Here is a 24,448-nt window from a genome sequence, read left to right on the forward strand (position 1 = left end):
ATTAGAAGATTATTACATTTGTGCCTAAATTATTAAATTATCAATTTTCAAACATACTATTATGAGCATACCAGCAAATTTAAAGTACACAAAAGATCACGAATGGGTTAGCATCGAAGGAGATGTAGCAACAGTAGGAATTACTCATTTTGCTCAAAAAGAATTAGGAGATATCGTGTATGTTGAAGTAGAGACTTTAGACCAGACACTTGATAAAGACGAGGTTTTTGGAACTGTTGAAGCTGTAAAAACAGTTTCGGATTTGTTTTTGCCTTTAACAGGAGAAATTATTGCTTTTAACGATAGTTTAGAAAGTGCTCCGGAAACTGTAAATTCTGATCCTTATGGAGCTGGATGGATGATTAAAATAAAAATTGCTGATGCATCAGAAATAGATACTTTATTATCTGACGAAGCTTATAAACAACTTATCGGTGCCTAAACAGCTATTGCTTCTTTGGGCAATTATTTGTTCCGGAATTATCACTTATTTTTGTTTGACAGATTCAAGTAATCTTCCTGCAGTAGCAAATATTCCAAATATTGACAAAATTGTACATTTTTGTTTTCATTTTGGATTTACAATTTCCTGGATTTTATTCTTTAAAAAAGAATTAAAAGGGAAAGCTCCTGATGATTATAAAGCTTATTTGATTTCGTTCATATTTTCGGTTTTTTTCGGAATTACAATCGAAATTTTGCAAAGTGTTTTTACAACAACAAGAGCGGCAGATGTTAGAGATATTTTAGCAAATACGATTGGAGCTACAATAGGTCTTTTTACAGCCATAGCTTTAAAAAAGCAAATCGATAGAATATAAAAATAAAGACCCACTTCGGTGGGTTTTTTTTATTGCCAAAAAGGCAAGATTCAAAAAGAGGTTTTTTTTCTGAATTTTAAATGTATTTTTGTCGAAATTCCACATGTATCTAAAAATCATGAATGTTAAGCAATATTTAGATTCAACATACTTAAAAACTGCCTCTCAAGCCGGACTTTCGGAAGCAGAAAATCTTATCGTGGTTAAAAAAGCAATTTCTGAAGCCATTAACGAAAATTTTAAACTGATCATGATTCGTCCGGAATATGTAAGTTTGGCAAAAGAAATGATTCTAGAAGCAAATTCGGCTTTACTTGTGGGGACAGTTATCGATTTTCCGGAAGGTAAATCAGATATAGAAACCAAAATCAAAGAAGCAAATGCAGCAATTGAAAATGGAGCAGATGATTTAGACTTTGTATGTAATTATGAAGCTTTTAAAAACGGAAATCTGTCATTAGTAAAAGAGGAAGTTTTATTATGTACACAAATCGGATTAGCACACAATAAAACAGTAAAATGGATTATTGAAGTCGCAGCTTTGACAGATAAAGAAATTATTCAGCTTTCGGCTTTGATAAAAAACATTGTTATATCAAATTTCAAAGAAGAAAATTATGCTTCTGTTTTTGTAAAATCTTCCACCGGTTTTTTTAAAACTGAAAATGATTTGCCAAACGGAGCGACAATTCCAACGGTAATTATGATGCTAGAAAATGCTTCACCGTTGCCGATAAAAGCAGCCGGAGGTGTTCGGACATATAATGAAGCAATAGAAATGATTCGTTTAGGAGTTAAGCGAATTGGAACTTCGGCAGCAAAAACAATTGTAGACGGAGGAAATACCCCAAATCAATATTAAATGAAAATTAAATTTTACACCGTTAAGAATTTTTTATCTTTTATTCTTATCCTTTCTTCCTTAGTGGCCCTTTCTCAGGAAAGGAATAATAGTTCTGTTAAGCCTGGTTTTGCAACAGAGCAATTTCCTGTTTTTCCTAATTGTGAAAATTTGCAATCAAAAAAATTAGAAAATTGTTTTTATAAAGAAGTTCAGGATTTTGTTTATCATAATTTTCAAATTCCTGAAAACTTAAAACAAACAAATTATCAGGGAGAAGTAAAAGTGCTTTTTGAAGTAGATGTTAACGGTGAATTTAAAGTAATTTATGTTAATGCAGAGAACGAAGCTTTATCAGAAGAAGCTAAGCGTGTTTTTGGTATATTTCCGAAAATTAAACCTTCATCATATAGTGGAAAGCCAACATATTCTAAATATACAATTTCGATTGCCATTCCTTTAAAAAGTGCCGATCAAATTGAAGCAGAAGCTTTGGCTGCAGCCGAAATTGAAAAACCACTCGAAAAACCAATGACTGAGTTGGATAGTATTGTGTATAAAAAATATAATAATCCTGAATTTGAAAGTCATTTAAATATTCCGTTTTCACATAGTTATTATGCGCAGTTTGATGGCGCAATGAATCAGGTTGGAAGTAACAATCATACTGCTTCAAAACCTTATACTTATGCTGAGGTTTCAAAATACTATAATTTAAAAGCCGTAAATGAATCACTTCAAAAAAATGTTTCGACCTGGTTGGGAAGAAAGTTTTGGAATCAAAATTTAGTTCAGATTCAGGGTGAAGATTATTGGATAGCACTAAATCCTATTCTTGATTTGCAAATGGGTAAAGCTTCAGATCTTGATGCTTCTTATACTTTTGTAAATACACGTGCTTTAAATTTTAGAGGAGGTTTAGGAAAACAAATTAATTTTACAACAACTGTTTTTGAAAGCCAGGGCCGATTTGCAGGTTATTATAATGATTATGCAGAAAGCTTAAAGCCTTCAGGAGGGAATCCTGCTATTATTCCAGGAATGGGCATTGGGAAAAGATTTAAAAGTGATGCTTACGATTTTCCTTTAGCAGAAGCTAATATTACTTTTGCGCCAAGTAAAATTTTTGATTTTCAGTTAGGTTATGGAAGAAATTTTATTGGAGACGGATATCGTTCGTTGCTTGAAAGTGATGGAGCGAGCCCCTATCCGTATTTTAAAATCAATACCACTTTCTGGAAAATAAAATACACCAATACTTATATGTGGCTTAAAGATGTGCGCCCAGATGTTACTGTAGAAAAAACCTATGCGTCTAAGTATATGGCGAATCATTATTTAAGCTGGAACGTTTCAAATAAACTGAATTTTGGTTTCTTTGAATCAGTAGTTTGGACAGATACAAATAATAGAGGGTTTGATGTAAATTTTGTAAACCCTATTATATTTTATCGTTCTGTTGAGTTTGCATCTTCTTCAAGAAGTGGAAATGCGCTTTTAGGGATGACTGCTAAATACAAGTGGAATAACGATGTTAATTTTTACGCTCAGTTTTTATTAGATGAATTTTCAGTTTCTGATATGGGAGCCGGAGAGCAGAGCTGGAAAAATAAATTCGGATATCAGCTTGGGGCTAAATATTTTAATGCTTTTAAAGTTAAAGATTTATTGTTACAGCTTGAGTATAATCATGTGCGCCCTTACGTTTACGAGCATAGCGCTGTCATTACAAATTATGGTCATAATAACCAAAGTATCGGGCATCAATGGGGAGGTAATTTCGAAGAATTAGTAGCAATTGGTCGTTATCATAAAGGACGTATTTTTGGAGATGCTAAATTTACAATGGGAACACGAGGTTTAGATTTTGATACTGCGGGGAACAGCTTTAATTATGGTGGAAATATTTATAAGAGTTATGATGAGAAGCGCCCATATGATACTGGAGTAAAGGTAGGACAAGGTAATAAAACAAGTGTTTTTATTGCTGACATTCAAGGAGGATACTTAATAAATCCGATGACTAATTTAAAATTATTTGGAAGTTTTATTTACAGAAACTTTGATCCAACGCAAGAAACAGCAACTACTTTTAAACAAAGTACAACATGGTTTACCATCGGATTACGTTCTGATGTCTTTAATTGGTATTTTGATTACTAGCATTTAATAAGATTTTTCGAAATAATAGTGTTAAAAATGTACAAGTCCTTATTTTGTAAAGGTTTTATTGAAAAAATCTAATTTTATAGTTCAGGATTCTACAATCTAATTTGTACATTTGCACCACTCAAAAAAATATACAAACAATCAAGGTTTGAACGCTACAAAAAATACAATTTCATTAAAATCGATATTTCTGGATTTCAAAGAGATCACTAAAGCTGGTTTGGCTATTAGTGTTTTGTTTTCTTCAATAGCTGGATATTTATTGGGAGTAAATGAAGAGCACCCTTTTCAATGGAGTGTTTTGCTGGTTTTGTCTATTGGAGGATATTGCATGGTTGGAGCTTCAAATGCTTTTAATCAGGTAATAGAAAAAGATATCGATTCTTTGATGGATCGCACAAAAAATCGTCCGGTTCCTTCAGGACGTATGTCTCCAACAATGGCTTTGATTGTAGCAAGTTTACTTACCGTTATTGGTATCGCTTTACTTTATACCATTAATGCAAAGTCGGCAATGTTTGCAGCAATTTCGATATTTTTATATACAAGTATTTATACACCTTTAAAAACAGTAACTTCGTTATCGGTTTTTGTGGGTGCATTTCCGGGTGCAATTCCGTTTATGTTGGGATGGGTTGCAGCTACAGGAGATTTTGGAATAGAAGCTGGGACTTTGTTTTTAATTCAGTTTTTTTGGCAATTCCCTCATTTCTGGTCAATTGGCTGGTTTTTATATGAAGATTATGAAAAGGCAGGAATCTTTATGCTTCCAACAGGTAAAAAAGACAAAGGAACCGCGTTGCAGATTATTTTATATACCATTTGGTTAATAATAGCGTCATTGTTGCCGGTTTTAGGATATACAGGACAATTGTTTATAACGCCAATTGCGGCAGTTTTAGTTTTTTTATTGGGATTGTGGATGTTATTTTATGCAATACGATTATATCAATTGCGAACTGCAAAAGCTGCGAGAACATTAATGCTGGTAAGCGTTTCGTATATTTCGTTGCTGCAAATTGTGTTTATAGTAGATAAATTTTTAAGATAGTTATGGAAATGACAATGACAACAAGCGAAGAACAGGTACAAAAATCAAAATCGGCAAAACTGATTTTGTTATTTGCAATGGTAAGTATGACCATGATGTTCGCTGGACTTACAAGTGCATTTGTAGTAAGTAAATCAAGAGCAGATTGGTTGAAGAATTTTGAATTACCAATCGCATTTTATTATAGCACAGCTGTAATTTTGGGTTGTAGTGTTACTTTTTATTTGGCAAAAAAAGCGATTCAGAAAGATAACAGAAGCGCAACAACAGCTTTTCTTTTAGGGACATTAGCGTTAGGGATTTTATTTGTGGTTTTGCAATTTGCAGGTTTTGGACAAATTGTGGAAAGCGGATATTATTTTACAGGAGAAGGTAGCTCAATTACTACAACTTTTCTTTATGTAGTAACGGTGACGCACTTATTGCACTTGGCTGGAGGATTAATTTCACTTTTAATTATAATTTATAATCATTTTAAACAAAAATACAATTCGACTCAAACTCTTGGTATAGAACTAGGTGCGATGTATTGGCACTTTTTGGATTTATTATGGGTATATTTATTTTTATTTTTATATTTCTTTAAATAAGAAAAAAACGTAAATTTGGGAACTTTTTAACGAATATCTTTTATGGAAGCGACAGTTACTACTGCAAATAACGACGAAAAAACTTGGGGAGGCGGAGATATCCAGCCATTAGGAGCAAGTTATGGTAAAATGATGATGTGGTTTTTTATCGTATCAGATGCCCTTACATTCTCTGGATTCCTTGCTGCTTATGGTTTTTCTAGATTTAAATTTATTGAAACCTGGCCTTTGGCTGATGAAGTGTTTACTCACTTCCCATTTATGCATGGCGTTTCGGCTCCTATGTATTATGTAGCCTTAATGACTTTTATTTTGATTTTCTCATCTGTAACAATGGTTTTAGCTGTTGATGCAGGTCATCACTTGAAAAAGACAAAAGTTGCTGTATATATGTTCTTAACTATTATTGGAGGTTTAATTTTCGTTGGTTCTCAAGCATGGGAATGGAAAAACTTCATTAAAGGAGAATATGGTGCAGTTGAAACTGCAGGTGGAAGTTTATTGCAATTCGTTGATAAAGATGGTAAAAGAGTAGCTCTTGAGGAGTTTGCTGTAAAATTACCGGAGCAAAGAGAAGCTTTAACAAGAAGCAAAGAAAAATGGTTTATGGAAGATGCTGAAACGCAGCCTACATATTCTGTAGCTGAAATTCAGGCCGGTTTTAAAGCACATCCTGATTTATTGATAAGAACAGAAACGCTTACCGCAGCAAAGAAAAAAACAGTTTTAACAAGAGCAGAATCTGAGTCTCGTTTAAATACTGCAAAATACGTTGTAGAAGGTGCAAACTTAACTAGAAACGAATACGGAAGTAAATTGTTTGCTGATTTCTTCTTCTTCATTACAGGATTCCACGGATTCCACGTATTTTCTGGAGTTATCATTAATATCATTATTTTCTTTAATGTTTTATTAGGTACTTACGAGAAAAGAAGAAGCTACGAAATGGTAGAGAAAGTTGGTTTATACTGGCACTTTGTCGATTTAGTTTGGGTATTTGTATTTACAGTTTTCTACTTAGTTTAATTTTAGATTTTATCATTATGTCACACGAGCACGTATCAAATACAAAAAGAATCTGGTTTGTTTTCGGACTATTATCAGTAGTAACTACAGTAGAAGTTATCCTTGGTATTTTAAAACCAGCATCATTAGAATTTAATCATTTTATTGGTTTGAATTTGTTAAACTGGATTTTCTATATCCTGACAATCTTCAAAGCATATTATATAGTATGGGCATTTATGCACATGGAAGGTGAAAAAAGCAGCCTTAGATGGTCTGTTGTTTCTCCAGTTATATTCCTAGTTTTATATTTATTGTTTATTCTGTTGACAGAAGGACATTATATTTATGGGGTTTTTAAAGATTCTACTATTAAATGGAATTTTTAACATGATATTAATTCGAAAAGAGTCCCGATAACATCGGGATTTTTTTATTTTTGTATCTCAATAACTTCCATTAATACAATGAAAAAAAATATAGTTCTCTTTGTACTTTTTGTTCTGCCAATTGTTGCCTATTTGTTTTTTGCTTCCGGGGTTAATAGTTTTTCTAAACTGCCTACAATAACTCCAAAGATTGCAGATTTTGGTGATTGGAAATCTTTAAATGGAAAAAAAGTTTCACTTGATAAAAAGATAACGGTTTTAGGTTTTTCAGGTTCAGAAATTTTAAATAATCGTGGTAACTATTTCAACTTAAATGAAAAAATATACAAACGTTACAATGGTTTTGAAGATCTTCAGTTTGTAATACTTTGCCCTCTCGGAACCGAAGAGCAAGCCCAAAAAGTGTTAGACGCATTAAAACCTTTTACAGATGTAAAAGGCTGGAATTTTGTTTTTGCTTCTCCGGAAGAAATCAAAACATTCTACAATCAGTTACATTTAAAAGGAAAACTGGATGCTAATTTAGGAACTTCAAATGTTTATATAGTTGATAAGGAAAGAAACTTAAGAGGCAGAAAAGGGGCAAATAAAGAGAATAAAGACAGTACAGAAGAGTATAAGGAAGGTTATGATACTTTTCATCCATCTGAATTAAGTAATGAAATGCTTGATGATTTTAAAATCATTTTATACGAATATCGTGCTGCTCTAAAAAAGAATCATAATGCCACTAAACAACTTTAAATAGCAATCATAATGTTTAAAAATAAATCATATATCGGAATTTCATTTATCATTTTAATTTTCGGAATTTATGCTGTGCCAAAAATTGTAGACAGAATAAAAAACGGTGAAGTTGTAAAAGGAAACCGATTGGATAATGTAGGTTTGAAAACTGATAAATCTGATGCAAAATTGTTAACTATTGGTCCTGCTCCAAAATTTGAATTAACAAATCAGGACAACGTTAAAATTTCAAATGAAACCTATAAAGGAAAAGTTTATGTATTGGAGTTTTTCTTTACTACATGTCCTTCTATTTGTCCAAAAATGAATTTAAGCATGTTAGAAATCGAAAAGACTTTTTTTGGAAACCCTAATTTCGGAATTGTTTCTATTACAATTGATCCTAATCATGATACACCGCAAGTTTTAAAAGATCATGCTAAATTATTAGGTGTAAAATCTTCAAACTGGAATTTCCTGACAGGTGATAAAGCGGTTATTATGGATTTGTCTAACAAAGGTTTTAATTTATATGCCGGTGAAAACGCTAAAGTAAACGGTGGTTTTGAACATTCTGGTTTGTTTGCCTTAATTGATAAAGATGGAAATATTCGTTGTCGTAAGGATGAATTTGGGAATCCAATTTTATATTATGATGGATTAGATAAAAAAGGTGTTAGAGACATTCAACAAGACATTAAAATATTATTAGAAGAATAGAAATGGAAGATCGTTCATTAGAAAAAAAATTTAGCAAGTTTATTGTTGCAGTTTCAATTATAATTCCGGTAGTGGTTGCTATCTTATTTGGAGTAAAATTAAAAGATTTTGGTTATAATATTGAACCTTTGTCATTTTTACCTCCAATTTATGCTACAACGAATGGTATTACAGCTATCGTTTTGGTTTGGGCTGTAATCGCAATTAAAAACGGAAAACGTAAACTTCATGAACGTTTAATGACTATTGCTATTTCATTATCAGTTGCTTTCTTAGTTATGTATGTAGCTTACCATATGACCTCTGATTCTACCAAATTTGGTGGTGAAGGAGTTATTAGATACGTATATTTCTTTATTTTAGTAACTCACATTTTATTATCTATTGCAATTATTCCCTTGGTGTTAATAACGTATGTAAGAGCACTTGCAGAAAATTTTGACAGACATAGAAAAATAGCAAAAATCACTTTCCCGCTTTGGTTATATGTTGCAGTTACAGGCGTAGTGGTTTATTTAATGATTTCTCCTTATTATGTATAAAATAGAAAATAGAATAAAGAATAAAGAAAATAGAGTGGAAGGCAAATTTAAAAGTTCTCTTTTATCAAAATGCCTCTATGTTCTATTCTCTATTTTCTTTTCTCTGAGTGCAAACGCTCAATGCGCTATGTGTCGTGCAGCGCTTGCAGGAGATTCAAATGTTAAAAAAGCAGAAGCTGTAAATGATGGAATCGTTTATTTAATGGTGGTTCCTTATTTATTGGTCGCTGTTATAGGTTATCTGATTTACAGAATGTATCAATCTAAAAAGAAAAAAGCAGTATAAATTTTATACTGCTTTTTTCTTTTTAGATTATTTGATATTTCTATTTCAATCCATCCACAGAAACATTTACCGTTCCGTTTATCTTTATAAAAGCAATAATAGCCTGATTGGTTAACTGGATTTTATCAAACTGAATATCTTCCATTTTTCCATTAACAAAAACTCCGGGTAAAGGGGAATAGTTTTTAAGATAAGCTGCCATGTTTTTTTTGCCTTCTTCTAAATTTGGCTGAATAGAATAACGACAGCTTTCTTCCATTTTTTTTAGGATATAACCTTGTCCTAACCAACTGGCAGTACGCATTAGTTTGCTTTTGGTGTCTAAAACATAATCTAATTTGTCGAAGTAAATTTCTTTGGTTTGAACATTATATTGTGGAACTCCGTTTAAATAAAGCGTTCCATTTACAGATCCTAAAACATCTAATGCAATTACCATTTTGCCATTTTTATGCCAGATCGCAACGTTTTTAACGGTAATTTTTTTGCTTCCCGAACCAAATTCCTGACCCGCAAAATTAGTAGTCATTATTTTTGATGCATCGGCATAAGTGGAAATAGCAGCAATATTAGCTGAAATTTGATTCGGAATTTTAGCTACAGGTTTTAAAACAATTTTACTGGCATTGAATTTAGAGTCTGGTTGTTTTCCGATAATAGTTTCCATATTGCACTTCATTCCCATGTCTAATAAAAATAAATCGTTTTTTAGCTTTGCATTGGTCGAATAAACTTCAACCGGAACAATGCGCAGCCAGCTTTCATAAGTATCATTCATTTTAAATGGAGTACAGATTTTTTCTAAAGCAGATAAAACATTAGGTTTAAAATCCATAGATTTTTCGATGGCATCGTCGATGCTTTTTTCAATTTTCGATTTGAAAATAGAAATTGCAGGATTTACCAAATAGGTAATAGGCATGTTTTTTCCAAAAACTGTCATGGTTGGGCTTTCACTCCAATCGAGAGATTTAAATTCTGTTTTTGTGTTTAGTTTCCAATTGGTTAAAGCCACTTCACTTGATAAAGTAATTACTCCATTTAAGTTGAACTCGCGTGTATCATAAAGTTCTACCCCTAGTTTTTTGGTGCCAATTCGATATTTAATTGTGGCTTTTAAGGGTAAAATAGTTTTTATTTTTTTATCCGGATTTGCTGCATCATTTTGAATTTTTATTGGGGCCTGTTTCCAAATTTTCATTTCAATATCATCATCTTCAATATTATTGTCTTCGAAAATTAATCCATTTAAAAGTGTATTCGTCTGATTTTCGATATCATGAAGTTTTACTGTTATTGGTAAATTAATAAATGATGGGTTTGCATCGTAAACTAAAGGACTTGCGTCGTCTGGTTCTGGTTTTAATGTTTCTAACTTTTGAGATGTTGAACAGCTAACAAGTGTTGTAAGTGCTATAAATACTGATAGTATTGAAGAAAACTTCATCGTTAAGATTTTTTTAGTAATGCAAAATTAAGAAAACAATTATATTATTGTAAAAAAGTGTAACATTTGACAATAAATTGAGTCTTATTGAAATAGTATCGCACAATTATTAACTTTTTATTACCATAAAAAACTTAATAAAAATATTATTATTGTCTTAAAATTTAACAATATCATGATCGAAATCAAAGATTTGCATAAGTCCTATAAAATGGGAAGTTCTACGCTGCATGTGTTAAAAGGAATAAATTTTAATATAGAAGAAGGCGAGTTAGTTGCGATTATGGGATCTTCGGGATCTGGAAAATCGACGCTTCTTAATATTTTAGGAATTTTGGATGAGGCCGATTCTGGTAGTTATGTTTTAGACAAAACACCAATAAAAAAACTAAACGAAACAATAGCTTCAAAATATCGAAATAAATTTTTAGGATTTGTTTTTCAGTCATTTAATCTGATTAATTATAAAACGGCTCTTGATAATGTAGCAATGCCTTTATATTATCAGGGAATAAAAAGAAAAGAACGCTACGAAATTGCCATGAAATATCTGGAAAAAGTAGGTTTAGGATCTCACTCGCACCATTTACCAAACGAACTTTCCGGAGGTCAAAAACAACGTGTGGCGATTGCTAGGGCTTTGGCATCAAATCCAAAAGTTTTATTGGCAGATGAACCAACAGGTGCTTTGGATACTAAGACTTCGTATGAAGTTATGGAACTTATTCAGGGAATTAACGACGAGGGTAAAACCATTTTGATCGTAACTCACGAACCTGATATTGCTGCAATGTGCAAAAGAAATGTAGTCCTGAAAGATGGATTAATTATCGATGATAAAAAGGTAGAACAAGTTAGAGCTTCATCTTATGTTTAATATAGAGCGTTGGCAGGAAATATTTGAGGCAATCTCTAAAAACCGGTTAAGAACATTTCTTACCGGGATTTCTGTGGCTTCGGGTATTTTTATTTTAGTGATTCTGTTAGGAGCCGGAAAAGGACTTCAAAACGGAATTGAAAAACAATTTGAGCGCGATGCTGCCGGGATCATTGAAGTTTGGTCTGGTACAACTACAAAAGAATATAAAGGTTTAAATCCCGGAAGACAAATTCAGTTTCGCAATAGTGATTATTCACAATCAGTTCAGAAATTTGATGATAAGCTCGATTTGCGAGCGTCAACTTTTAATTTTTGGGGTGCCAATTTTACCTATGGTAAAGAATCAGGAAGTTATCAATATAGAGGTGTAGATCCTGATTATGGCGGAATTGAAAATCTTACAATTGTTCAGGGACGATTTGTAAATGCCAAAGATCTGGCTAATAATGAAAAAGTAGCGACTATTGGAATGAAGGTAAAAACAGATCTGTTTAAAGATAGTGATGCAATTGGAAAAGAAATTTTAATTAATAATATCAACTTTAAAGTAATAGGAGTTTTTACAGATCCGGGTGGAGAAAGAGAAGAGACAAGAGCTTATTTGCCTAAAACGACTGTGCAGAGAACTTTTGGAGGAGGAGATAAAATAAGCAATTTGTTTTTTACTTTAAAAAAGACAAATAATTATGATGAGGCTTTGGCGCAATCTGAAAAATTTACTCAGGATTTAAAAAATTTACTTAAGAGTAAAAATGTTGTTGCTCCGGAAGATGATGGTGGAATAAATGCCTATAATTCGGTTAAAGACGCTAAACAGTTTTATGATTTAAACTTATATATCAGATTGTTTTTTTGGTGGGTTGGTATTTTTACCATAATTGCAGGTGTTGTGGGTGTAAGTAATATCATGCTTATTGTAGTAAAAGAACGAACAAAGGAAATAGGTATTCGTAAGGCCTTAGGGGCCTCTCCATTTTCGATAATTTCTATGATACTTCACGAATCAATTTTTATAACCACTATTGCTGGTTTTACAGGTTTATTGGCAAGTTTGTTATTGCTGGAGTTTGTAGGGCCGATGGTGCAGAGTGAATATTTTAGAAATCCCGAAGTAGACTTTAGTGTGGCTTTAACAACACTTGTTTTACTTGTATTTGCAGGAGCACTGGCAGGATTTTTTCCTGCATACAGAGCAGCCAAAATAAAACCTATTGTAGCACTTAGAGACGAATAACTATGTTTAATAAAGATAATTGGGACGAGATTTTACAGGCTTTAACAGCAAATGTTTTCAGAACGATTTTAACTGCGTTTGGTGTCTTTTGGGGAATATTTATCCTGGTAATTTTACTGGCTGCAAGTAAAGGCCTGGAAAATGGTGTAAAAAAAGGTTTTGACGGAATTGCCACAAACACCATGTTTATGTGGAGTCAAACGACATCAAAAGCATATAAAGGCTTACCAAAAACACGTCGTTTTGACTTTAGAAATAGCGATGTTCCTGCTTTAAAAGCGGCGTTGCCAGATTTGCTGTATGTTTCTCCAAGAAATCAGCTGGGAGATTTTAACGGTACTAATAATGTGGTGCGAGGAACTAAGACTTCTTCTTTTACAATTTATGGTGATTATCCGGAGCTGATCAAACAGCAGCCTATGGATATCATTAAAGGACGTTTTATAAATCAGCAGGATATTAATGATAAAAGAAAAGTTGCCATTATTGGTAAAGGAGTTATTAGTGAACTTTATGGTAAAGAAGAAGAAACAATAGGCAGTTATGTAAAAATAAATGGCATCAATTTTATGGTTGTTGGAATTTACAATTCTAAACAGCAGGGCGGAAATGCAGAACAGGAACAAAAAAATATTTTTATTCCGTTTACTACTTTTCAACAAGCATTTAATTATGGTGATAAAGTAGGATGGATGGCCATTACAGCAAAAGATGAAACTTCGATTACAGACCTAAAACCCAAAATTTTAGAATTAATTAAAGCACTGCATTCTGTAAATCCTGCAGATGACAGAGCTGTTGGAAATTTTGATTTATACGAGCAGTTTAATAAAGTGCAAAGTTTGTTTAATATATTAAAAATCATTGCTTATTTTGTAGGAACTTTAGTGTTGATTTCAGGAGTGATTGGCATTTCGAATATCATGCTTATTGTAGTTAAAGAACGTACCAAAGAAATTGGAATTCGCAGGGCTCTGGGAGCAACGCCAGCGGCTATTCGCGGACAAATTTTATCAGAATCAATATTCCTGACTATTATTTCCGGTATGTTCGGAATTGCTTTTGCAACCGGGCTTATAGCACTTTTAAATATGGCTTTAGATTCGATGCCACCGGGCAACGATACGATGTTTGCGAATCCGAGTGTTGATTTAGGAGTTGTATTTGTTGCCTTATTAATATTAGTGGGATCTGGTTTATTGGCAGGATTTATTCCGGCTCAAACCGCAATTAATGTAAAGCCCGTAGATGCTTTACGAACAGAATAAAATTATCAATCAAAAATAATCGAATTAAACCAAAACAAAATGAAAAAAGGAGTAACTGTAACCATTTTAATTTTTATTGCTATAGTTTTCTTTGGCGCGCTGTATTATTTATACGCTAAGAATCAAGAGTCTCCAATTGTATTTAAAACGGAGAAAGCAGAAATTAAAACGATCGTAAAAAGTACAATTGCGACGGGTAATATTCAGCCTGATGAAGAGGTTCTAATCAAGCCAAACATCTCAGGAATTATCGAGCAGGTTTATATTAAAGCAGGCGAAAAAATCAAAGCCGGAGATATGATCGCAAAAATCAGGGTTGTTGCCAATGTATCCAATGTGAGTTCTACTCAAAATCAGGTACAGACAGCGAAAATTGCTTTAGACAATCAGGAGAAAATTTATAAAAGACAAAAAACATTATTTGATAAAGATGTTATTTCTGCCAATGATTTTGATGCCGCACAATTGGCTTACACGCAGGCAAAACAAAATTATCAGGCTGCTAGACAAAGTCTGGATATTGTAAAAACAGGGACAACAACATCTTTAGGAAGTTATGCAAATACCTTGATTCGCTCAACAGTAAACGGAATGGTTTTGGCGGTTCCTGTAAAAGTGGGAAATCAGGTTATCGAAAGTAATAACTTTAATGAAGGAACGACAATTGCCAGCGTTGCAGATGTTGGGAGAATGATTTTTATTGGAAAAATTGACGAATCTGAAGTTGGAAAAATAAAAGTTCAAATGCCAATTGAAATTACAGTTGGAGCTATTGAAAACAAAAAATTTACGGCTGTTCTTACTGATATTGCGCCAAAAGGAGTAGTAGAAAATGGTGCTATTCAGTTTGAAATTAAAGCCTCTTTAGAAAATAAAGATGCTACTTTTATCAGAGCAGGCTTAAGTGCAAATGCTTCTATTATTTTAGAAAAAGCAGATAAAGTTTTGGCCATCAAAGAATCATTGGTGCAATTTGACAAAAAAACACAAAAACCTTATGTTGAAATAGAAACTGCTCCACAAAAATTTCAAAAAAGAGATTTAGTTTTAGGAGTTAGTGATGGAATTTATGTTCAGATTAAAAGTGGAATTAAAGCTTCGGATAAAATTAAAATCTGGAATCAGGGTTTGATTACTGAAGGCGAAGGAGAAAAAAAATAATCTGAAAGTGTAAAGGTTCTTTTGGTTTTTAAAAAATGTTAAATTTGCGTAGTGTCTTTGCTATGCTTCATCTTAAAAATATGAAAATAAATAAATATAATAGTCTGATTGTTGCTTTGTTATTTGGGTTAGGTTTATCTGCTCAGACACAACCAAAGCAATGGACACTTGAAGAATGCGTGAGATATGCATTAGACAATAATATCACAATTAAACTATCTGAGTTAGATGTAAAAAGTGCTGATATTGATAAAAAAGGTGCTTTAGGGAGTTATCTTCCATCAGTAAGCGGGAGTGCTTCACACTCTTGGAATATTGGTTTGAACGTTAACCCGGTTACCAATATTGCTACAACTCAAACCACACAGTATTCATCATTAGGCGTAAACGCTGGTGTTGATATTTACAAAGGTTTACAAAATCAAAATGCTTATAGAAGAGCTAAACTTTCCATAATTGCATCGCAATATCAATTGTTGAAAATGCAGGAAGATATTTCGTTGAATGTTGCTAATGCGTTTTTAGAAATTCTTTTCAACAAAGAAAATTTAAAAGTAAAAAAAGAACAATTGGCGATTGATGAAAAACGATTTGCAAGATCTGAAGAAATGGTCAACGCAGGAACAATTCCGCGTGGCGATTTGTTTGATTTGAAAGCGACAGTTGCAACAGATCAACAGGCAATTATCGTTGCCGAAAATAGTTTGTTAATTTCTAAATTAAGTTTAGCTCAGCTTTTACAACTTAAAGAATTTGCAGATTTTGATGTAATTGACGACACAAATGCTAAGGATGAGAATAATATCATGGCACAAACCCCAATTGATATTTACAATAAAGCCAAAGAAATAAGAACCGAGGTGAAATTAGCACAAACGAATCTTGAGATTGCAGAAAAAAGTGTTGCAATTGCAAGAGGCGCTTATCAGCCAACACTTAGAGGTTTTTATCAATTTAGTACCAGTGCCAGTTATAGTGACAGACTTACGGGAGTTGATGCCAATAATAACCCTATTTATGTAGCTCCGGATCCTGTTTTGGATCAGTTTAGTGATAATAAAGGACATAATTTTGGTTTTCAATTGAATGTTCCAATTTTTAACGGATTTTCTGTTAGAAATAATGTTGAAAGAAGTAAAGTAACTTTAGAGAAATCTAAAATAGATTTAGAGCAAAAAAGTTTAGATTTGCAACGTAACGTTTATACTGCTTTTACAGATGCTAAAGGAGCTTTGAATGCTTATGAATCTTCTACTGTAACTTTAGAAGCCAGACAGCAGGCATATAACTATGCAAAAGAAAAGTATGATGTAGGTTTGATGAATTCATTTGATTTTACACAAGCACAGACATTGTTAACAAACGCACAGTCAGATGTTATCAGAACGAAATACGATTACATGTTCAAAATAAAAATACTTGAATTTTACTTTGGAATTCCAATTGTTCCAATTATCGCAAAATAATTTATTATGTCAAAAAAAACAGTTTATTTCTTAGTCGGAGGAGCAATAGTTGTCATTGCAATATTAGTTGGTCTTTCGAAATCAGGAGTAATAGGAAATAAAGATGAAGGTAAAGAAGTAGAAATTACAAAAGTAATTGCCTCAACTATTGTCGAAACAGTTTCGGCAACAGGTAAAATTCAACCGGAAATCGAAGTTAAAATCTCACCTGAAGTTTCAGGTGAGATTATTTTATTAAATGTAAAAGAAGGTCAGGTTGTTAAAAAAGGTGATTTATTAGTCAAAATAAACCCCGATTTATATACCTCAAGTTACAATCGTTCAGTATCTAATTTATCTGGAAGTAAAGCTGGATTAAGTCAGTCTGAAGCATCTTTTAAAGAAGCAAAAGCAAGCTACGAACGTAATAAGGTATTATATGATAAAGGTGTTATTTCAAAATCTGACTGGGATAAAGCCATAGCCTCTTTTGAAGTTGCAAAAGCCACTAAACAGAATGCTTATTTTACGGTTCAAAGTGCTTCGGCATCTGTAAATGAAGCAAAAGACAATCTTGGGCGTACAACAATTTACGCTCCTGCAGATGGAACAATTTCAGTATTAAATGTAGAGTTAGGAGAACGTGTTTTAGGAACGCAGCAAATGGCAGGAACAGAACTTTTAAGAGTGGCCAACCTCAACAATATGGAAGTTGAAGTTGATGTAAATGAAAATGACATCGTAAAAATCAAAATTGGTGATGAAGCAAATGTTGAAGTAGATGCTTATTTAAAAAAGAAATTCAGAGGTGTTGTAACCAGTATTTCTAACTCTGCAAGTACAACTTTAACATCAGATCAGGTTACAAATTTTAAAGTAAAAGTTAGAATTTTAAAAGAATCATATCAGGATTTATTAGAAGGTAAGCCAAATACATATTCTCCTTTTAGACCAGGAATGACAGCTACAGTTGATATTATTACAAAAACAAAAACGAATGTTTTGGCTGTGCCAATTAGTTCTGTTGTAGTAAAATCTGATACAACGGCAGTTAAGGATTTTAAAGTAGAAGATCCAAACGAAGATAAAAAAGCAACTCCGAAAAGCGATAAAAAATTCGAATGTGTTTTTGTAAAAGTAGGCGATAAAGCTAAAATTAAAATCATAAAAACAGGTATTCAGGATGATACCAATATCGAAGTAATGTCTGGTTTAAAACCGGGAGATGTTGTTATTACAGGTCCTTATACAACTGTTTCTAAAGAATTAAATTCTGGTGATAAAGTAAAGCTTAAAAAAGCCGAAACACCTAAGAAATAAACATCTTTAAAGGATTTTGTCGTCTGGATACAGTATAAAACAAACACGAATTTCACGAATTGTCACTAATTCGTTCGTGAAATTAATTCCACAAACTAAGTTAACCATTAAAATTTGTGTAAATCTGTGAAATTCGTGTTTAAATTAATCTATTATATTTGTTCCATACGGGAAATATTTCAGCCTAGCATATATATAATTAACTTTTAAAACATAAATACATTGTCTTTTATTCTCAATATCGAAACAGCTACAAAAAATTGCTCAGTATCCATTGCAAAAAATGGGGAAACTATTTTATGTAAAGAAATTGCAGAAGAAGGCTATTCGCATGCTGAAAAACTGCACGTTTTTATTGAAGAAATAATTGCAGAGGCCAAAATCTCAGTTCAGGATTTAGATGCAATTGCAGTAAGTCAGGGGCCAGGATCTTATACCGGTTTACGAATTGGAGTTTCGGCAGCAAAAGGATTGTGTTTTGCTTTAAATATTCCGTTAATTGCTGTTGATACTTTGCAAACTTTAGCATCTCAGGCCAAAGTTTCTGATGGAAAAATAATCCCGATGCTTGATGCCAGAAGAATGGAGGTTTACAGCGAGATTTTTAATGCTAATTTGGAAATTGAAAGAGAAATTCAGGCAGAAGTTATTGACGAAAATTCATTTGCAGCTTTTACAGAAACCATTTATTTTGTTGGAGATTGTGCCGAGAAATGCAAACAGGTTTTAACAAAAGAGAATTTTGTGTTTTTAGAAGATATCAAATATCCTTCGGCTTCGGCTATGAGTAAAATCAGTTTTGATAAATATCAAAAAAGCGACACTGTAGATGTCGCTTATTTTGAACCTTATTATTTGAAAGATTTTATGATGGCACCTCCATCAAAAAAATAATAAAAACCTTTTTATTTTTGAAGTGTAAACGGCTGGATTGCAATTCCTGCTTCGTCCAAAGCTGTTTTGCAGTTTTCTAAAGTTTCAGAAAAAACAGCTCCGTAATTTGCATTTGTTGCCCAGGGGCGTACCGCAAACTCTACAGAACTTGTAGTCAGATTTTTAACAAAAACTTCTGGTGCGGGCATTTTTAGCACTTTTGGGTTTTTATTTAAAATATCTAACAAAATATCTTTTGCTTTTTTTATGTCAGAATCATAAGAAACAGCAAAAGTCAAATCTGCTCTTCTTTCCCCCTGCATTGAATAGTTAATAATTGTTCCGTTGGATAAAGCGCCATTTGGCACAAAAACCGTTTGGTTATTCCCCGTAAGCATTTTTGTTACAAAAATCTGAATTTCGAGAACCGTCGCAATAACACCTTGTGCCTCAATAGTGTCCCCAACTTTAAAAGGTTTAAAGAGAATAATAAGCATTCCGCCGGCAAAATTAGAAAGCGAACCTTGCAATGATAAACCCACCGCAAGACCCATTGCTCCTAAAATAGCAACAAATGAAGATGTTTCAATTCCGAGTTTTGAAATAAATGTTATAAATAATAAAACGCGTAATGCCCAAAGCAATATATCAGCAAGAAATTTTGTTAATGTAGGGTCTAGATTTCTCTTAATCATTACCTTTCTAATGATTCGGTTAATCAATCGTATGGCGTACAAACCAACAAATAAGATTAAAATTGCTGAAATTAATTTAGGAGAATAGTCGAGTAATACCTCGATAAATCTGGTGGCGTAATTGCCAATCTGGTTCGAATTGATGTCCATTTTATAAGAATAAAAAAACCTTCCCAAAAGAGAAGGTGGTATTAGATTTTGCAAATATATAGATATTTCCTTTTATAAGAAATAAATGTCGATTGTTATTCTGTCGCGGGTTTCTTATTGATAATTTCTTCTGTTGTAGTTGTTGTTTCTTCGCTTAAATCAACAATAGTTTTTGTAGTCGTAGTTTTAGCTTCACCGGTAAATTCACTAGCTTTTTCTTTTACAGAATCAATCACATCACTAATTGATTCAGAGGCTTTTTCAACAAATTCGCTTGCAATATCTTTAGCCTGACTGACATACTCTGTGGCACTATCAATTATTGGTTCTGAAACTTCTTTTGCTTTTGCAAAAGTTTCTTCAGCAAAAGTCTCCGCTTTATTGATTAACGGGGCGGCTTCTTCTTTTGCCTGCTCAAAAGCGTCTTCTGCTTTATTGGCTAAATCAACACTTGTTTCTTTGGCTGAGCCAAATAAATTCTTAAAAAATGAAGTTAATCCCATAGTTTTCTGGTTTTGATTAGTTTAGAATACAATATTAACCAATTTTATTACACTATGATATTAATTTAAAAATAATTTACTGATAATTAGATAGATACAAATAAAAAAGCACCCCAATTGAGATGCTTTTTTCTAACTATAATAAGTTATAATTATGCGTTTATAGCTTCAACTTTAATTGCTTCATCATTTAGCATGCTTTTCAGCATATTTTCGATTCCGCTTTTTAGAGTAAAAGTAGAGGATGGACATCCGCTGCAAGCTCCCTGCAAAATTACTTTTACTGTTTTATCATCTTCATTATAAGAGTCAAATGCAATATTTCCGCCATCGGCAGCAACTGCAGGTTTTACGTATTCCTCTAAAATGTTAATGATTTGTTGTGAAGTAACATCTAATTTATCAAAATTTTCATCTTTTGTAACATCATTTTTTGTAGTAACTTCAATTAAATTTTCATCTAAAACAGTTCCTCCATTTTCAATAAATTGTTTAATGAATGTTCTTACTTCTAATGTAATTTCCTGCCAGTCGTTGATGTCGTATTTTGTTACTGAAATGTAATTTTCATCAATAAAAACTTCTTTCACATAAGGAAATTTAAATAATTCTTTTGCTAAAGGAGAAGAAGCCGTCTGATCGATATTTTTATATTCAACCGGATTTTTAGTCAACATTCTGCTTACCACAAACTTTAATGCCGATGGGTTTGGAGTTGTTTCTCCATAAACCGTAATAGGCTGTTTTTTTGTTTTGGTTTCGTCGATATTAATAATTACGCCGCCTTTTGCCACAAAAGCTTCAATTTGTTCTGCTACAGCATCTTTTACATCGTCCCATTCTACAATGCTATATCTTTCTATAGCTATAAAGTTTCCGGAAATGTAAACTGTTTTTACAAACGGTAAATAAAATAATTGCTGTGCCAATGGTGATGCCTGGGCTTCATCAATATTTTTAAATTCAAAATTTTGATTTTGGGTAATAAAATCCTCAAATTCAAATTTTAAAATAGTCGGATTTTGAGTCTCCTTTATAGTGATTTTCGTCATGATTTAAATTTTTACAAATTTAGTAAAGTTATTTTCTACTAATACCTATATTTGATTTTTTAATAAAATAATTAAGACTCTTTTCAAATTAATCGTACTAAAATTCCAGAGTCTCTAATTTATTTCGATACGACTACCTTTATTATGTTTAAAATCAGAGTTTTATATTTGGTCTTTTTAACTTCTTTTTTTTGTTATTCTCAAGAAGGGCTGCCTGTTTATTCTGATTATTTGTCGGATAATTATTATTTAATTCACCCTTCGATGGCTGGTGCGGCGAATTGTGCCAAGATAAGATTGACCGCGAGAAAGCAATGGTTTGGTCAGGATGAAGCACCTTCACTTCAAACGTTAAGTTTTAATGGAAGAATTGGCGAAAGATCAGGAGCCGGAATTATTGTTTTTAATGATAAAAACGGATATCATTCTCAAAAAGGGCTGAAACTTACTTACGCACATCATATTATGTTTTCGAGAGATGAAATAGATTTGAATCAGCTTTCGTTTGGTATTAGTGGGGGAGTTATTCAGAATCAATTGGATGAAACACAATTCGGAACTACTTTTGATCCTATTGTTTTTGGTGCGATTCAAAAAGATTCTTATTTTAATGTTGATGTAGGGGCTTCCTATAACTATATGGATTTTTATGCTCATGCGACTGTTCAGGGTTTGCTTGAAACCAGAAGGGAAATCTATACAGATTATGAAAGCGATAATTTAAGAAAGTTTTTATTGAGCGTAGGATATGTTTTTGGTAAACACGAAAACATCACCTGGGAACCTTCTGTTTTGTTTCAGTTATTTGATCAGACAAAAGAGAAATCTCTTGATATGAATTTAAAAGCATACAAGAATATGGACTTTGGAAGTCTTTGGGCGGCATTGTCGTACAGAAGAAGTTTTGACGGCGCGCAATACAGTTTAGGAAACGGCGTACAATCTCAAAAATTGCAATATATAACACCAATTATAGGTGTAAATTATAAAAATTTCATGTTTGCTTATACCTATTCGCAAGTTACGGGAGATGTGAAATTTGATACAGGTGCTTATCACCAGATTACTTTAGGAATCAATTTATTTTGTACAAAGGAACGTTACGATTGTAACTGTCCGGCAATTAATTAAAACTTTTTTATTATGCTAATTAAATCTGTAAACGGAAAATCTCCGGTAATACCTGAAGATTGTTATGTTGCTGAAAACGCAACTATTGTAGGCGATGTTACTTTTGGAGATTCCTGCAGCGTTTGGTTTAATGCTGTAATTCGTGGTGATGTTCACTTCATTAAAATAGGGAATAAGGTAAATATCCAGGACGGAGCCATTATTCATTGTACTTATCAAAAACATCCAACCATTATTGGAAATAATGTTTCAATTGGTCACAATGCAATAGTTCACGGGTGTACGGTTCATGACAATGTTTTAATAGGAATGGGCGCTATTGTAATGGATAATTGCGTGATAGAAAGTAATTCTATTGTTGCTGCCGGTGCTGTTTTAACTCAAAACACGGTTGTAACTTCAGGAAGTATTTGGGCAGGAGTTCCGGCCAAAAAGGTAAAAGATATAGACCAATCAGATTTTGCAGGCGAAATTGAGCGAATTTCTAATAATTACGTTATGTATTCGGGATGGTTCAAGAATGAATAAATTCCAAAAAATAAAAATTCCAAATTCCAATCAGAAAGTTCAAACTTCAATTGGAATTTGGAATTTATTTTTATTTTGGAATTTTAAACTTTATAAGTTGATCCTTTCAAAAAAACTATTTTTATAGCTTTCACTAATCGGAATCCGTTTGTCACTTATCAAAACTTTATTTTTCTGGATAGATTTGACGTGTTTTATATTGATGATATAAGACCTGTGAATTCTTGAGAAGCCTTTGCTGGAAAGCAGATTCTCTAATTTGATTAAACTAATTAAGGTTAAAGTAAATTTATTATCTGTAGTATATATTTTTACGTAATCTTTTAAACCTTCGATGAATAAAATATCAGCAAAATTCATTTTTACATTTTCGTATTCAGCCCTGACAAACATAAAATCCTGTTCTAATTCCGGAGCTGTAGTGTTTTCTGAAATGGCCTGAACTGTGGCTGTTGGATTAAAAATTTGCTGTGCTCTTACTACTGATTTTAAAAAGCGATGAAACGGAATTGGTTTTACCAAATAATCAACTGCGCCCAGATTAAATCCTTCAACAGCATAGTCTGAATAGGCAGTTGTAAAAATAATTAATGGCTTTTTTTCAATAGTATTTAAAAATTCAATTCCCGAAAAATGGGGCATCTGTATATCCAGAAAAATCAAATCTATATTGGTTTGATTGATGAAGGAAACGGCGTCAATCGCATTGTTAAAAGTACTTACCAATTCTAGGGAATCTACTTTTCGAACAAAATCTTCTAATAATTCAACCGCTAAAGGTTCATCGTCTATAATTACACATTTCATTTGCTCGGAATTAGATTTTTAAATTTGTTTTGGCAGTCAAAAGTAGTTTCAAACCAGTGAATTAAGTTTTAAAATTATCATAAATTACCTTTCTATTATCATAAAATTATGCTTTTACAGTAATGGTTTTACTTAATGTGTAACCATCTGTCAAATTACCTGTTAAAGTACCTAATTCATCAGATAAGCTGTCTGAAAAAACATTGTCTGATGTGTTTGAAGTGTCAGCCTGACCATGAGAAGCATAATTTGTACTTGAATATACTTCACTGGCAACATTTTCAGGAAAAGCGATTTGCGTTACCAATAATGAAGAGCCTGAAGCACTTAAAACTTCAACATGTATATGTGGAGCACGACCTTGATACCAGCCTGGAAAAATTGAAATAAACGAAACTTCTCCATTTGCGTCTGAAGTTTGTCTTCCTCTTAAAAAATGGACAGAAGTATAATCTGTTTGCTGCATGGAAGTTCCTCCGTATTCAGAATAATTTCCGTCTTTATCACAATGCCAAACATCAACTAAAACACCTTCTAATGGTGCACAATCTTTGTTTTGGTTTTCAATAGTTAAATTGATCAGCAATGCGACCCCAATTCGGTCTGATTTTATATTTTCTAAAACTAACTGACTTGGTGTTTTTATAGGAAATGGACCTTTGGTTTCAGAAGGAGAAACGGTACAGCTTCCATCAGCAGAAGTATTATCGTCATTGTCGCTTTTAGAACAAGATTCTAACATTTTTGTAGCTGTTGCTAATGAAGCAATTCCTAAAATACTATTTCGAATGAATTTTTTTCTATCCATAATCCT

Annotated in this window: 27 protein-coding genes; 21 read left to right on the top strand and 6 right to left on the bottom strand. The window is 32.6% G+C overall.

Annotated elements, in window-relative coordinates; translation table 11 throughout:
• Window positions 1-61: 61 nt before the first annotated feature.
• The 12 genes from gcvH (at window position 62) to RT99_RS15410 (ending at window position 9,140) form a co-directional block, all read left to right on the top strand.
• Window positions 62-442: a glycine cleavage system protein GcvH gene (gene gcvH, locus RT99_RS15355; RefSeq protein WP_042565646.1), complete on the top strand. Its 381-nt coding sequence runs from the start codon at window positions 62-64 to the stop codon at window positions 440-442.
• Window positions 435-821, top strand: coding sequence for a VanZ family protein (locus RT99_RS15360; protein WP_042565647.1), 387 nt, complete (start codon window positions 435-437; stop codon window positions 819-821). The genes gcvH and RT99_RS15360 overlap by 8 nt, the downstream gene beginning before the upstream one ends.
• Before the next feature lie 118 nt (window positions 822-939).
• Complete coding sequence (gene deoC / locus RT99_RS15365) at window positions 940-1,683, top strand: deoxyribose-phosphate aldolase (protein WP_042565648.1); 744 nt, start codon at window positions 940-942, stop codon at window positions 1,681-1,683.
• Window positions 1,684-3,825 carry a hypothetical protein gene (locus RT99_RS15370; RefSeq protein WP_042565649.1) on the top strand — a complete coding sequence of 714 codons (2,142 nt, stop codon included), beginning with the start codon at window positions 1,684-1,686 and terminating at the stop codon, window positions 3,823-3,825. It abuts the gene before it with no gap.
• A gap of 154 nt (window positions 3,826-3,979) precedes the next feature.
• Window positions 3,980-4,882 carry a heme o synthase gene (gene cyoE, locus RT99_RS15375; protein WP_042565723.1) on the top strand — a complete coding sequence of 301 codons (903 nt, stop codon included), beginning with the start codon at window positions 3,980-3,982 and terminating at the stop codon, window positions 4,880-4,882.
• 2 nt (window positions 4,883-4,884) lie between these two features.
• Window positions 4,885-5,472 carry a cytochrome c oxidase subunit 3 gene (locus tag RT99_RS15380; protein WP_042565650.1) on the top strand — a complete coding sequence of 196 codons (588 nt, stop codon included), beginning with the start codon at window positions 4,885-4,887 and terminating at the stop codon, window positions 5,470-5,472.
• A 42-nt stretch (window positions 5,473-5,514) separates the two neighbouring features.
• On the top strand, window positions 5,515-6,498 hold the full coding sequence (locus tag RT99_RS15385; protein WP_042565651.1) for a cytochrome c oxidase subunit 3: 984 nt from the start codon (window positions 5,515-5,517) through the stop codon (window positions 6,496-6,498).
• 17 nt (window positions 6,499-6,515) lie between these two features.
• Complete coding sequence (locus RT99_RS15390; RefSeq protein WP_042565652.1) at window positions 6,516-6,866, top strand: cytochrome C oxidase subunit IV family protein; 351 nt, start codon at window positions 6,516-6,518, stop codon at window positions 6,864-6,866.
• 78 nt (window positions 6,867-6,944) lie between these two features.
• On the top strand, window positions 6,945-7,610 hold the full coding sequence (locus tag RT99_RS15395; RefSeq protein ID WP_042565653.1) for a hypothetical protein: 666 nt from the start codon (window positions 6,945-6,947) through the stop codon (window positions 7,608-7,610).
• Window positions 7,611-7,622: 12 nt separating this feature from the next.
• A complete protein-coding gene (locus RT99_RS15400; RefSeq protein WP_042565654.1) occupies window positions 7,623-8,312 on the top strand; it encodes an SCO family protein in 690 nt (229 codons plus the stop codon).
• 2 nt (window positions 8,313-8,314) lie between these two features.
• Window positions 8,315-8,854: a DUF420 domain-containing protein gene (locus RT99_RS15405; protein ID WP_042565655.1), complete on the top strand. Its 540-nt coding sequence runs from the start codon at window positions 8,315-8,317 to the stop codon at window positions 8,852-8,854.
• Entirely contained in the window at window positions 8,847-9,140 is a 294-nt protein-coding gene (locus tag RT99_RS15410) for a hypothetical protein (protein WP_042565656.1), read from the top strand. Before RT99_RS15405 ends, RT99_RS15410 begins: the two co-directional genes overlap by 8 nt.
• A gap of 40 nt (window positions 9,141-9,180) precedes the next feature.
• Here RT99_RS15410 and RT99_RS15415 read toward each other — a convergent pair whose 3' ends face one another.
• On the bottom strand, window positions 9,181-10,587 hold the full coding sequence (locus RT99_RS15415; RefSeq protein WP_042565657.1) for a DUF4403 family protein: 1,407 nt from the start codon (window positions 10,585-10,587) through the stop codon (window positions 9,181-9,183).
• Between the two features lie 175 nt (window positions 10,588-10,762).
• Here RT99_RS15415 and RT99_RS15420 point away from each other — a divergent pair, with 175 nt between their 5' ends.
• From RT99_RS15420 to tsaB, 7 genes are all read left to right on the top strand, one after another.
• Entirely contained in the window at window positions 10,763-11,464 is a 702-nt protein-coding gene (locus RT99_RS15420; RefSeq protein WP_042565658.1) for an ABC transporter ATP-binding protein, read from the top strand.
• Window positions 11,457-12,701: an ABC transporter permease gene (locus RT99_RS15425; RefSeq protein WP_042565659.1), complete on the top strand. Its 1,245-nt coding sequence runs from the start codon at window positions 11,457-11,459 to the stop codon at window positions 12,699-12,701. The genes RT99_RS15420 and RT99_RS15425 overlap by 8 nt, the downstream gene beginning before the upstream one ends.
• A 2-nt stretch (window positions 12,702-12,703) precedes the next feature.
• Window positions 12,704-13,969 carry an ABC transporter permease gene (locus tag RT99_RS15430; RefSeq protein ID WP_042565660.1) on the top strand — a complete coding sequence of 422 codons (1,266 nt, stop codon included), beginning with the start codon at window positions 12,704-12,706 and terminating at the stop codon, window positions 13,967-13,969.
• Between the two features lie 39 nt (window positions 13,970-14,008).
• Entirely contained in the window at window positions 14,009-15,130 is a 1,122-nt protein-coding gene (locus tag RT99_RS15435) for an efflux RND transporter periplasmic adaptor subunit (protein ID WP_042565661.1), read from the top strand.
• 80 nt (window positions 15,131-15,210) lie between these two features.
• Complete coding sequence (locus tag RT99_RS15440) at window positions 15,211-16,596, top strand: TolC family protein (protein WP_042565662.1); 1,386 nt, start codon at window positions 15,211-15,213, stop codon at window positions 16,594-16,596.
• Window positions 16,597-16,602: 6 nt separating this feature from the next.
• Window positions 16,603-17,895, top strand: coding sequence for an efflux RND transporter periplasmic adaptor subunit (locus RT99_RS15445; protein WP_042565663.1), 1,293 nt, complete (start codon window positions 16,603-16,605; stop codon window positions 17,893-17,895).
• Window positions 17,896-18,117: 222 nt separating this feature from the next.
• On the top strand, window positions 18,118-18,789 hold the full coding sequence (gene tsaB, locus RT99_RS15450) for a tRNA (adenosine(37)-N6)-threonylcarbamoyltransferase complex dimerization subunit type 1 TsaB (protein ID WP_042565664.1): 672 nt from the start codon (window positions 18,118-18,120) through the stop codon (window positions 18,787-18,789).
• A gap of 11 nt (window positions 18,790-18,800) precedes the next feature.
• Here tsaB and RT99_RS15455 read toward each other — a convergent pair whose 3' ends face one another.
• The 3 genes from RT99_RS15455 to RT99_RS15465 all read right to left on the bottom strand — a co-directional run bounded on the left by RT99_RS15455 (window position 18,801) and on the right by RT99_RS15465 (window position 21,168).
• Window positions 18,801-19,613 carry a mechanosensitive ion channel family protein gene (locus tag RT99_RS15455; protein WP_042565724.1) on the bottom strand — a complete coding sequence of 271 codons (813 nt, stop codon included), beginning with the start codon at window positions 19,611-19,613 and terminating at the stop codon, window positions 18,801-18,803.
• Window positions 19,614-19,708: 95 nt separating this feature from the next.
• Window positions 19,709-20,116, bottom strand: coding sequence for a hypothetical protein (locus tag RT99_RS15460; RefSeq protein WP_042565665.1), 408 nt, complete (start codon window positions 20,114-20,116; stop codon window positions 19,709-19,711).
• A gap of 152 nt (window positions 20,117-20,268) precedes the next feature.
• Entirely contained in the window at window positions 20,269-21,168 is a 900-nt protein-coding gene (locus RT99_RS15465) for a NifU family protein (RefSeq protein ID WP_042565666.1), read from the bottom strand.
• 144 nt (window positions 21,169-21,312) lie between these two features.
• On the opposite strand from RT99_RS15465, the gene RT99_RS15470 reads away from it, so the two are divergent.
• Both RT99_RS15470 and RT99_RS15475 read left to right on the top strand, forming a co-directional pair.
• A complete protein-coding gene (locus RT99_RS15470) occupies window positions 21,313-22,299 on the top strand; it encodes a type IX secretion system membrane protein PorP/SprF (protein WP_042565667.1) in 987 nt (328 codons plus the stop codon).
• Between the two features lie 12 nt (window positions 22,300-22,311).
• On the top strand, window positions 22,312-22,827 hold the full coding sequence (locus tag RT99_RS15475; protein WP_042565668.1) for a gamma carbonic anhydrase family protein: 516 nt from the start codon (window positions 22,312-22,314) through the stop codon (window positions 22,825-22,827).
• Window positions 22,828-22,917: 90 nt separating this feature from the next.
• On the opposite strand, the gene RT99_RS15480 is transcribed toward RT99_RS15475, so the two are convergent.
• Together RT99_RS15480 and RT99_RS15485 are read right to left on the bottom strand one after the other, a co-directional pair.
• Window positions 22,918-23,634: a LytTR family DNA-binding domain-containing protein gene (locus RT99_RS15480; RefSeq protein WP_042565669.1), complete on the bottom strand. Its 717-nt coding sequence runs from the start codon at window positions 23,632-23,634 to the stop codon at window positions 22,918-22,920.
• A gap of 106 nt (window positions 23,635-23,740) precedes the next feature.
• A complete protein-coding gene (locus RT99_RS15485; protein WP_042565670.1) occupies window positions 23,741-24,442 on the bottom strand; it encodes an intradiol ring-cleavage dioxygenase in 702 nt (233 codons plus the stop codon).
• Window positions 24,443-24,448: the final 6 nt, after the last annotated feature.

It is taken from the genome of Flavobacterium sp. MEB061 (genome assembly GCF_000834715.1).
Classification (GTDB): Bacteria; Bacteroidota; Bacteroidia; order Flavobacteriales; family Flavobacteriaceae; genus Flavobacterium; species Flavobacterium pectinovorum.

Coding starts and splice junctions, on each gene's coding strand:
- RT99_RS15405 (WP_042565655.1), top strand. CDS start 8,315: ATGGAAGATCGTTCATTAGAAAAAAAATTTAGCAAGTTTATTGTTGCA.
- RT99_RS15440 (WP_042565662.1), top strand. CDS start 15,211: ATGAAAATAAATAAATATAATAGTCTGATTGTTGCTTTGTTATTTGGG.
- RT99_RS15480 (WP_042565669.1), bottom strand. CDS start 23,634: ATGAAATGTGTAATTATAGACGATGAACCTTTAGCGGTTGAATTATTA.
- RT99_RS15415 (WP_042565657.1), bottom strand. CDS start 10,587: ATGAAGTTTTCTTCAATACTATCAGTATTTATAGCACTTACAACACTT.
- deoC (WP_042565648.1), top strand. CDS start 940: ATGAATGTTAAGCAATATTTAGATTCAACATACTTAAAAACTGCCTCT.
- RT99_RS15425 (WP_042565659.1), top strand. CDS start 11,457: ATGTTTAATATAGAGCGTTGGCAGGAAATATTTGAGGCAATCTCTAAA.
- RT99_RS15385 (WP_042565651.1), top strand. CDS start 5,515: ATGGAAGCGACAGTTACTACTGCAAATAACGACGAAAAAACTTGGGGA.
- RT99_RS15470 (WP_042565667.1), top strand. CDS start 21,313: ATGTTTAAAATCAGAGTTTTATATTTGGTCTTTTTAACTTCTTTTTTT.
- RT99_RS15465 (WP_042565666.1), bottom strand. CDS start 21,168: ATGACGAAAATCACTATAAAGGAGACTCAAAATCCGACTATTTTAAAA.
- RT99_RS15430 (WP_042565660.1), top strand. CDS start 12,704: ATGTTTAATAAAGATAATTGGGACGAGATTTTACAGGCTTTAACAGCA.
- RT99_RS15455 (WP_042565724.1), bottom strand. CDS start 19,613: ATGGACATCAATTCGAACCAGATTGGCAATTACGCCACCAGATTTATC.
- RT99_RS15460 (WP_042565665.1), bottom strand. CDS start 20,116: ATGGGATTAACTTCATTTTTTAAGAATTTATTTGGCTCAGCCAAAGAA.
- RT99_RS15370 (WP_042565649.1), top strand. CDS start 1,684: ATGAAAATTAAATTTTACACCGTTAAGAATTTTTTATCTTTTATTCTT.
- RT99_RS15475 (WP_042565668.1), top strand. CDS start 22,312: ATGCTAATTAAATCTGTAAACGGAAAATCTCCGGTAATACCTGAAGAT.
- RT99_RS15395 (WP_042565653.1), top strand. CDS start 6,945: ATGAAAAAAAATATAGTTCTCTTTGTACTTTTTGTTCTGCCAATTGTT.
- RT99_RS15420 (WP_042565658.1), top strand. CDS start 10,763: ATGATCGAAATCAAAGATTTGCATAAGTCCTATAAAATGGGAAGTTCT.
- RT99_RS15400 (WP_042565654.1), top strand. CDS start 7,623: ATGTTTAAAAATAAATCATATATCGGAATTTCATTTATCATTTTAATT.
- gcvH (WP_042565646.1), top strand. CDS start 62: ATGAGCATACCAGCAAATTTAAAGTACACAAAAGATCACGAATGGGTT.
- RT99_RS15390 (WP_042565652.1), top strand. CDS start 6,516: ATGTCACACGAGCACGTATCAAATACAAAAAGAATCTGGTTTGTTTTC.
- RT99_RS15485 (WP_042565670.1), bottom strand. CDS start 24,442: ATGGATAGAAAAAAATTCATTCGAAATAGTATTTTAGGAATTGCTTCA.
- RT99_RS15435 (WP_042565661.1), top strand. CDS start 14,009: ATGAAAAAAGGAGTAACTGTAACCATTTTAATTTTTATTGCTATAGTT.
- RT99_RS15410 (WP_042565656.1), top strand. CDS start 8,847: ATGTATAAAATAGAAAATAGAATAAAGAATAAAGAAAATAGAGTGGAA.
- RT99_RS15380 (WP_042565650.1), top strand. CDS start 4,885: ATGGAAATGACAATGACAACAAGCGAAGAACAGGTACAAAAATCAAAA.
- RT99_RS15445 (WP_042565663.1), top strand. CDS start 16,603: ATGTCAAAAAAAACAGTTTATTTCTTAGTCGGAGGAGCAATAGTTGTC.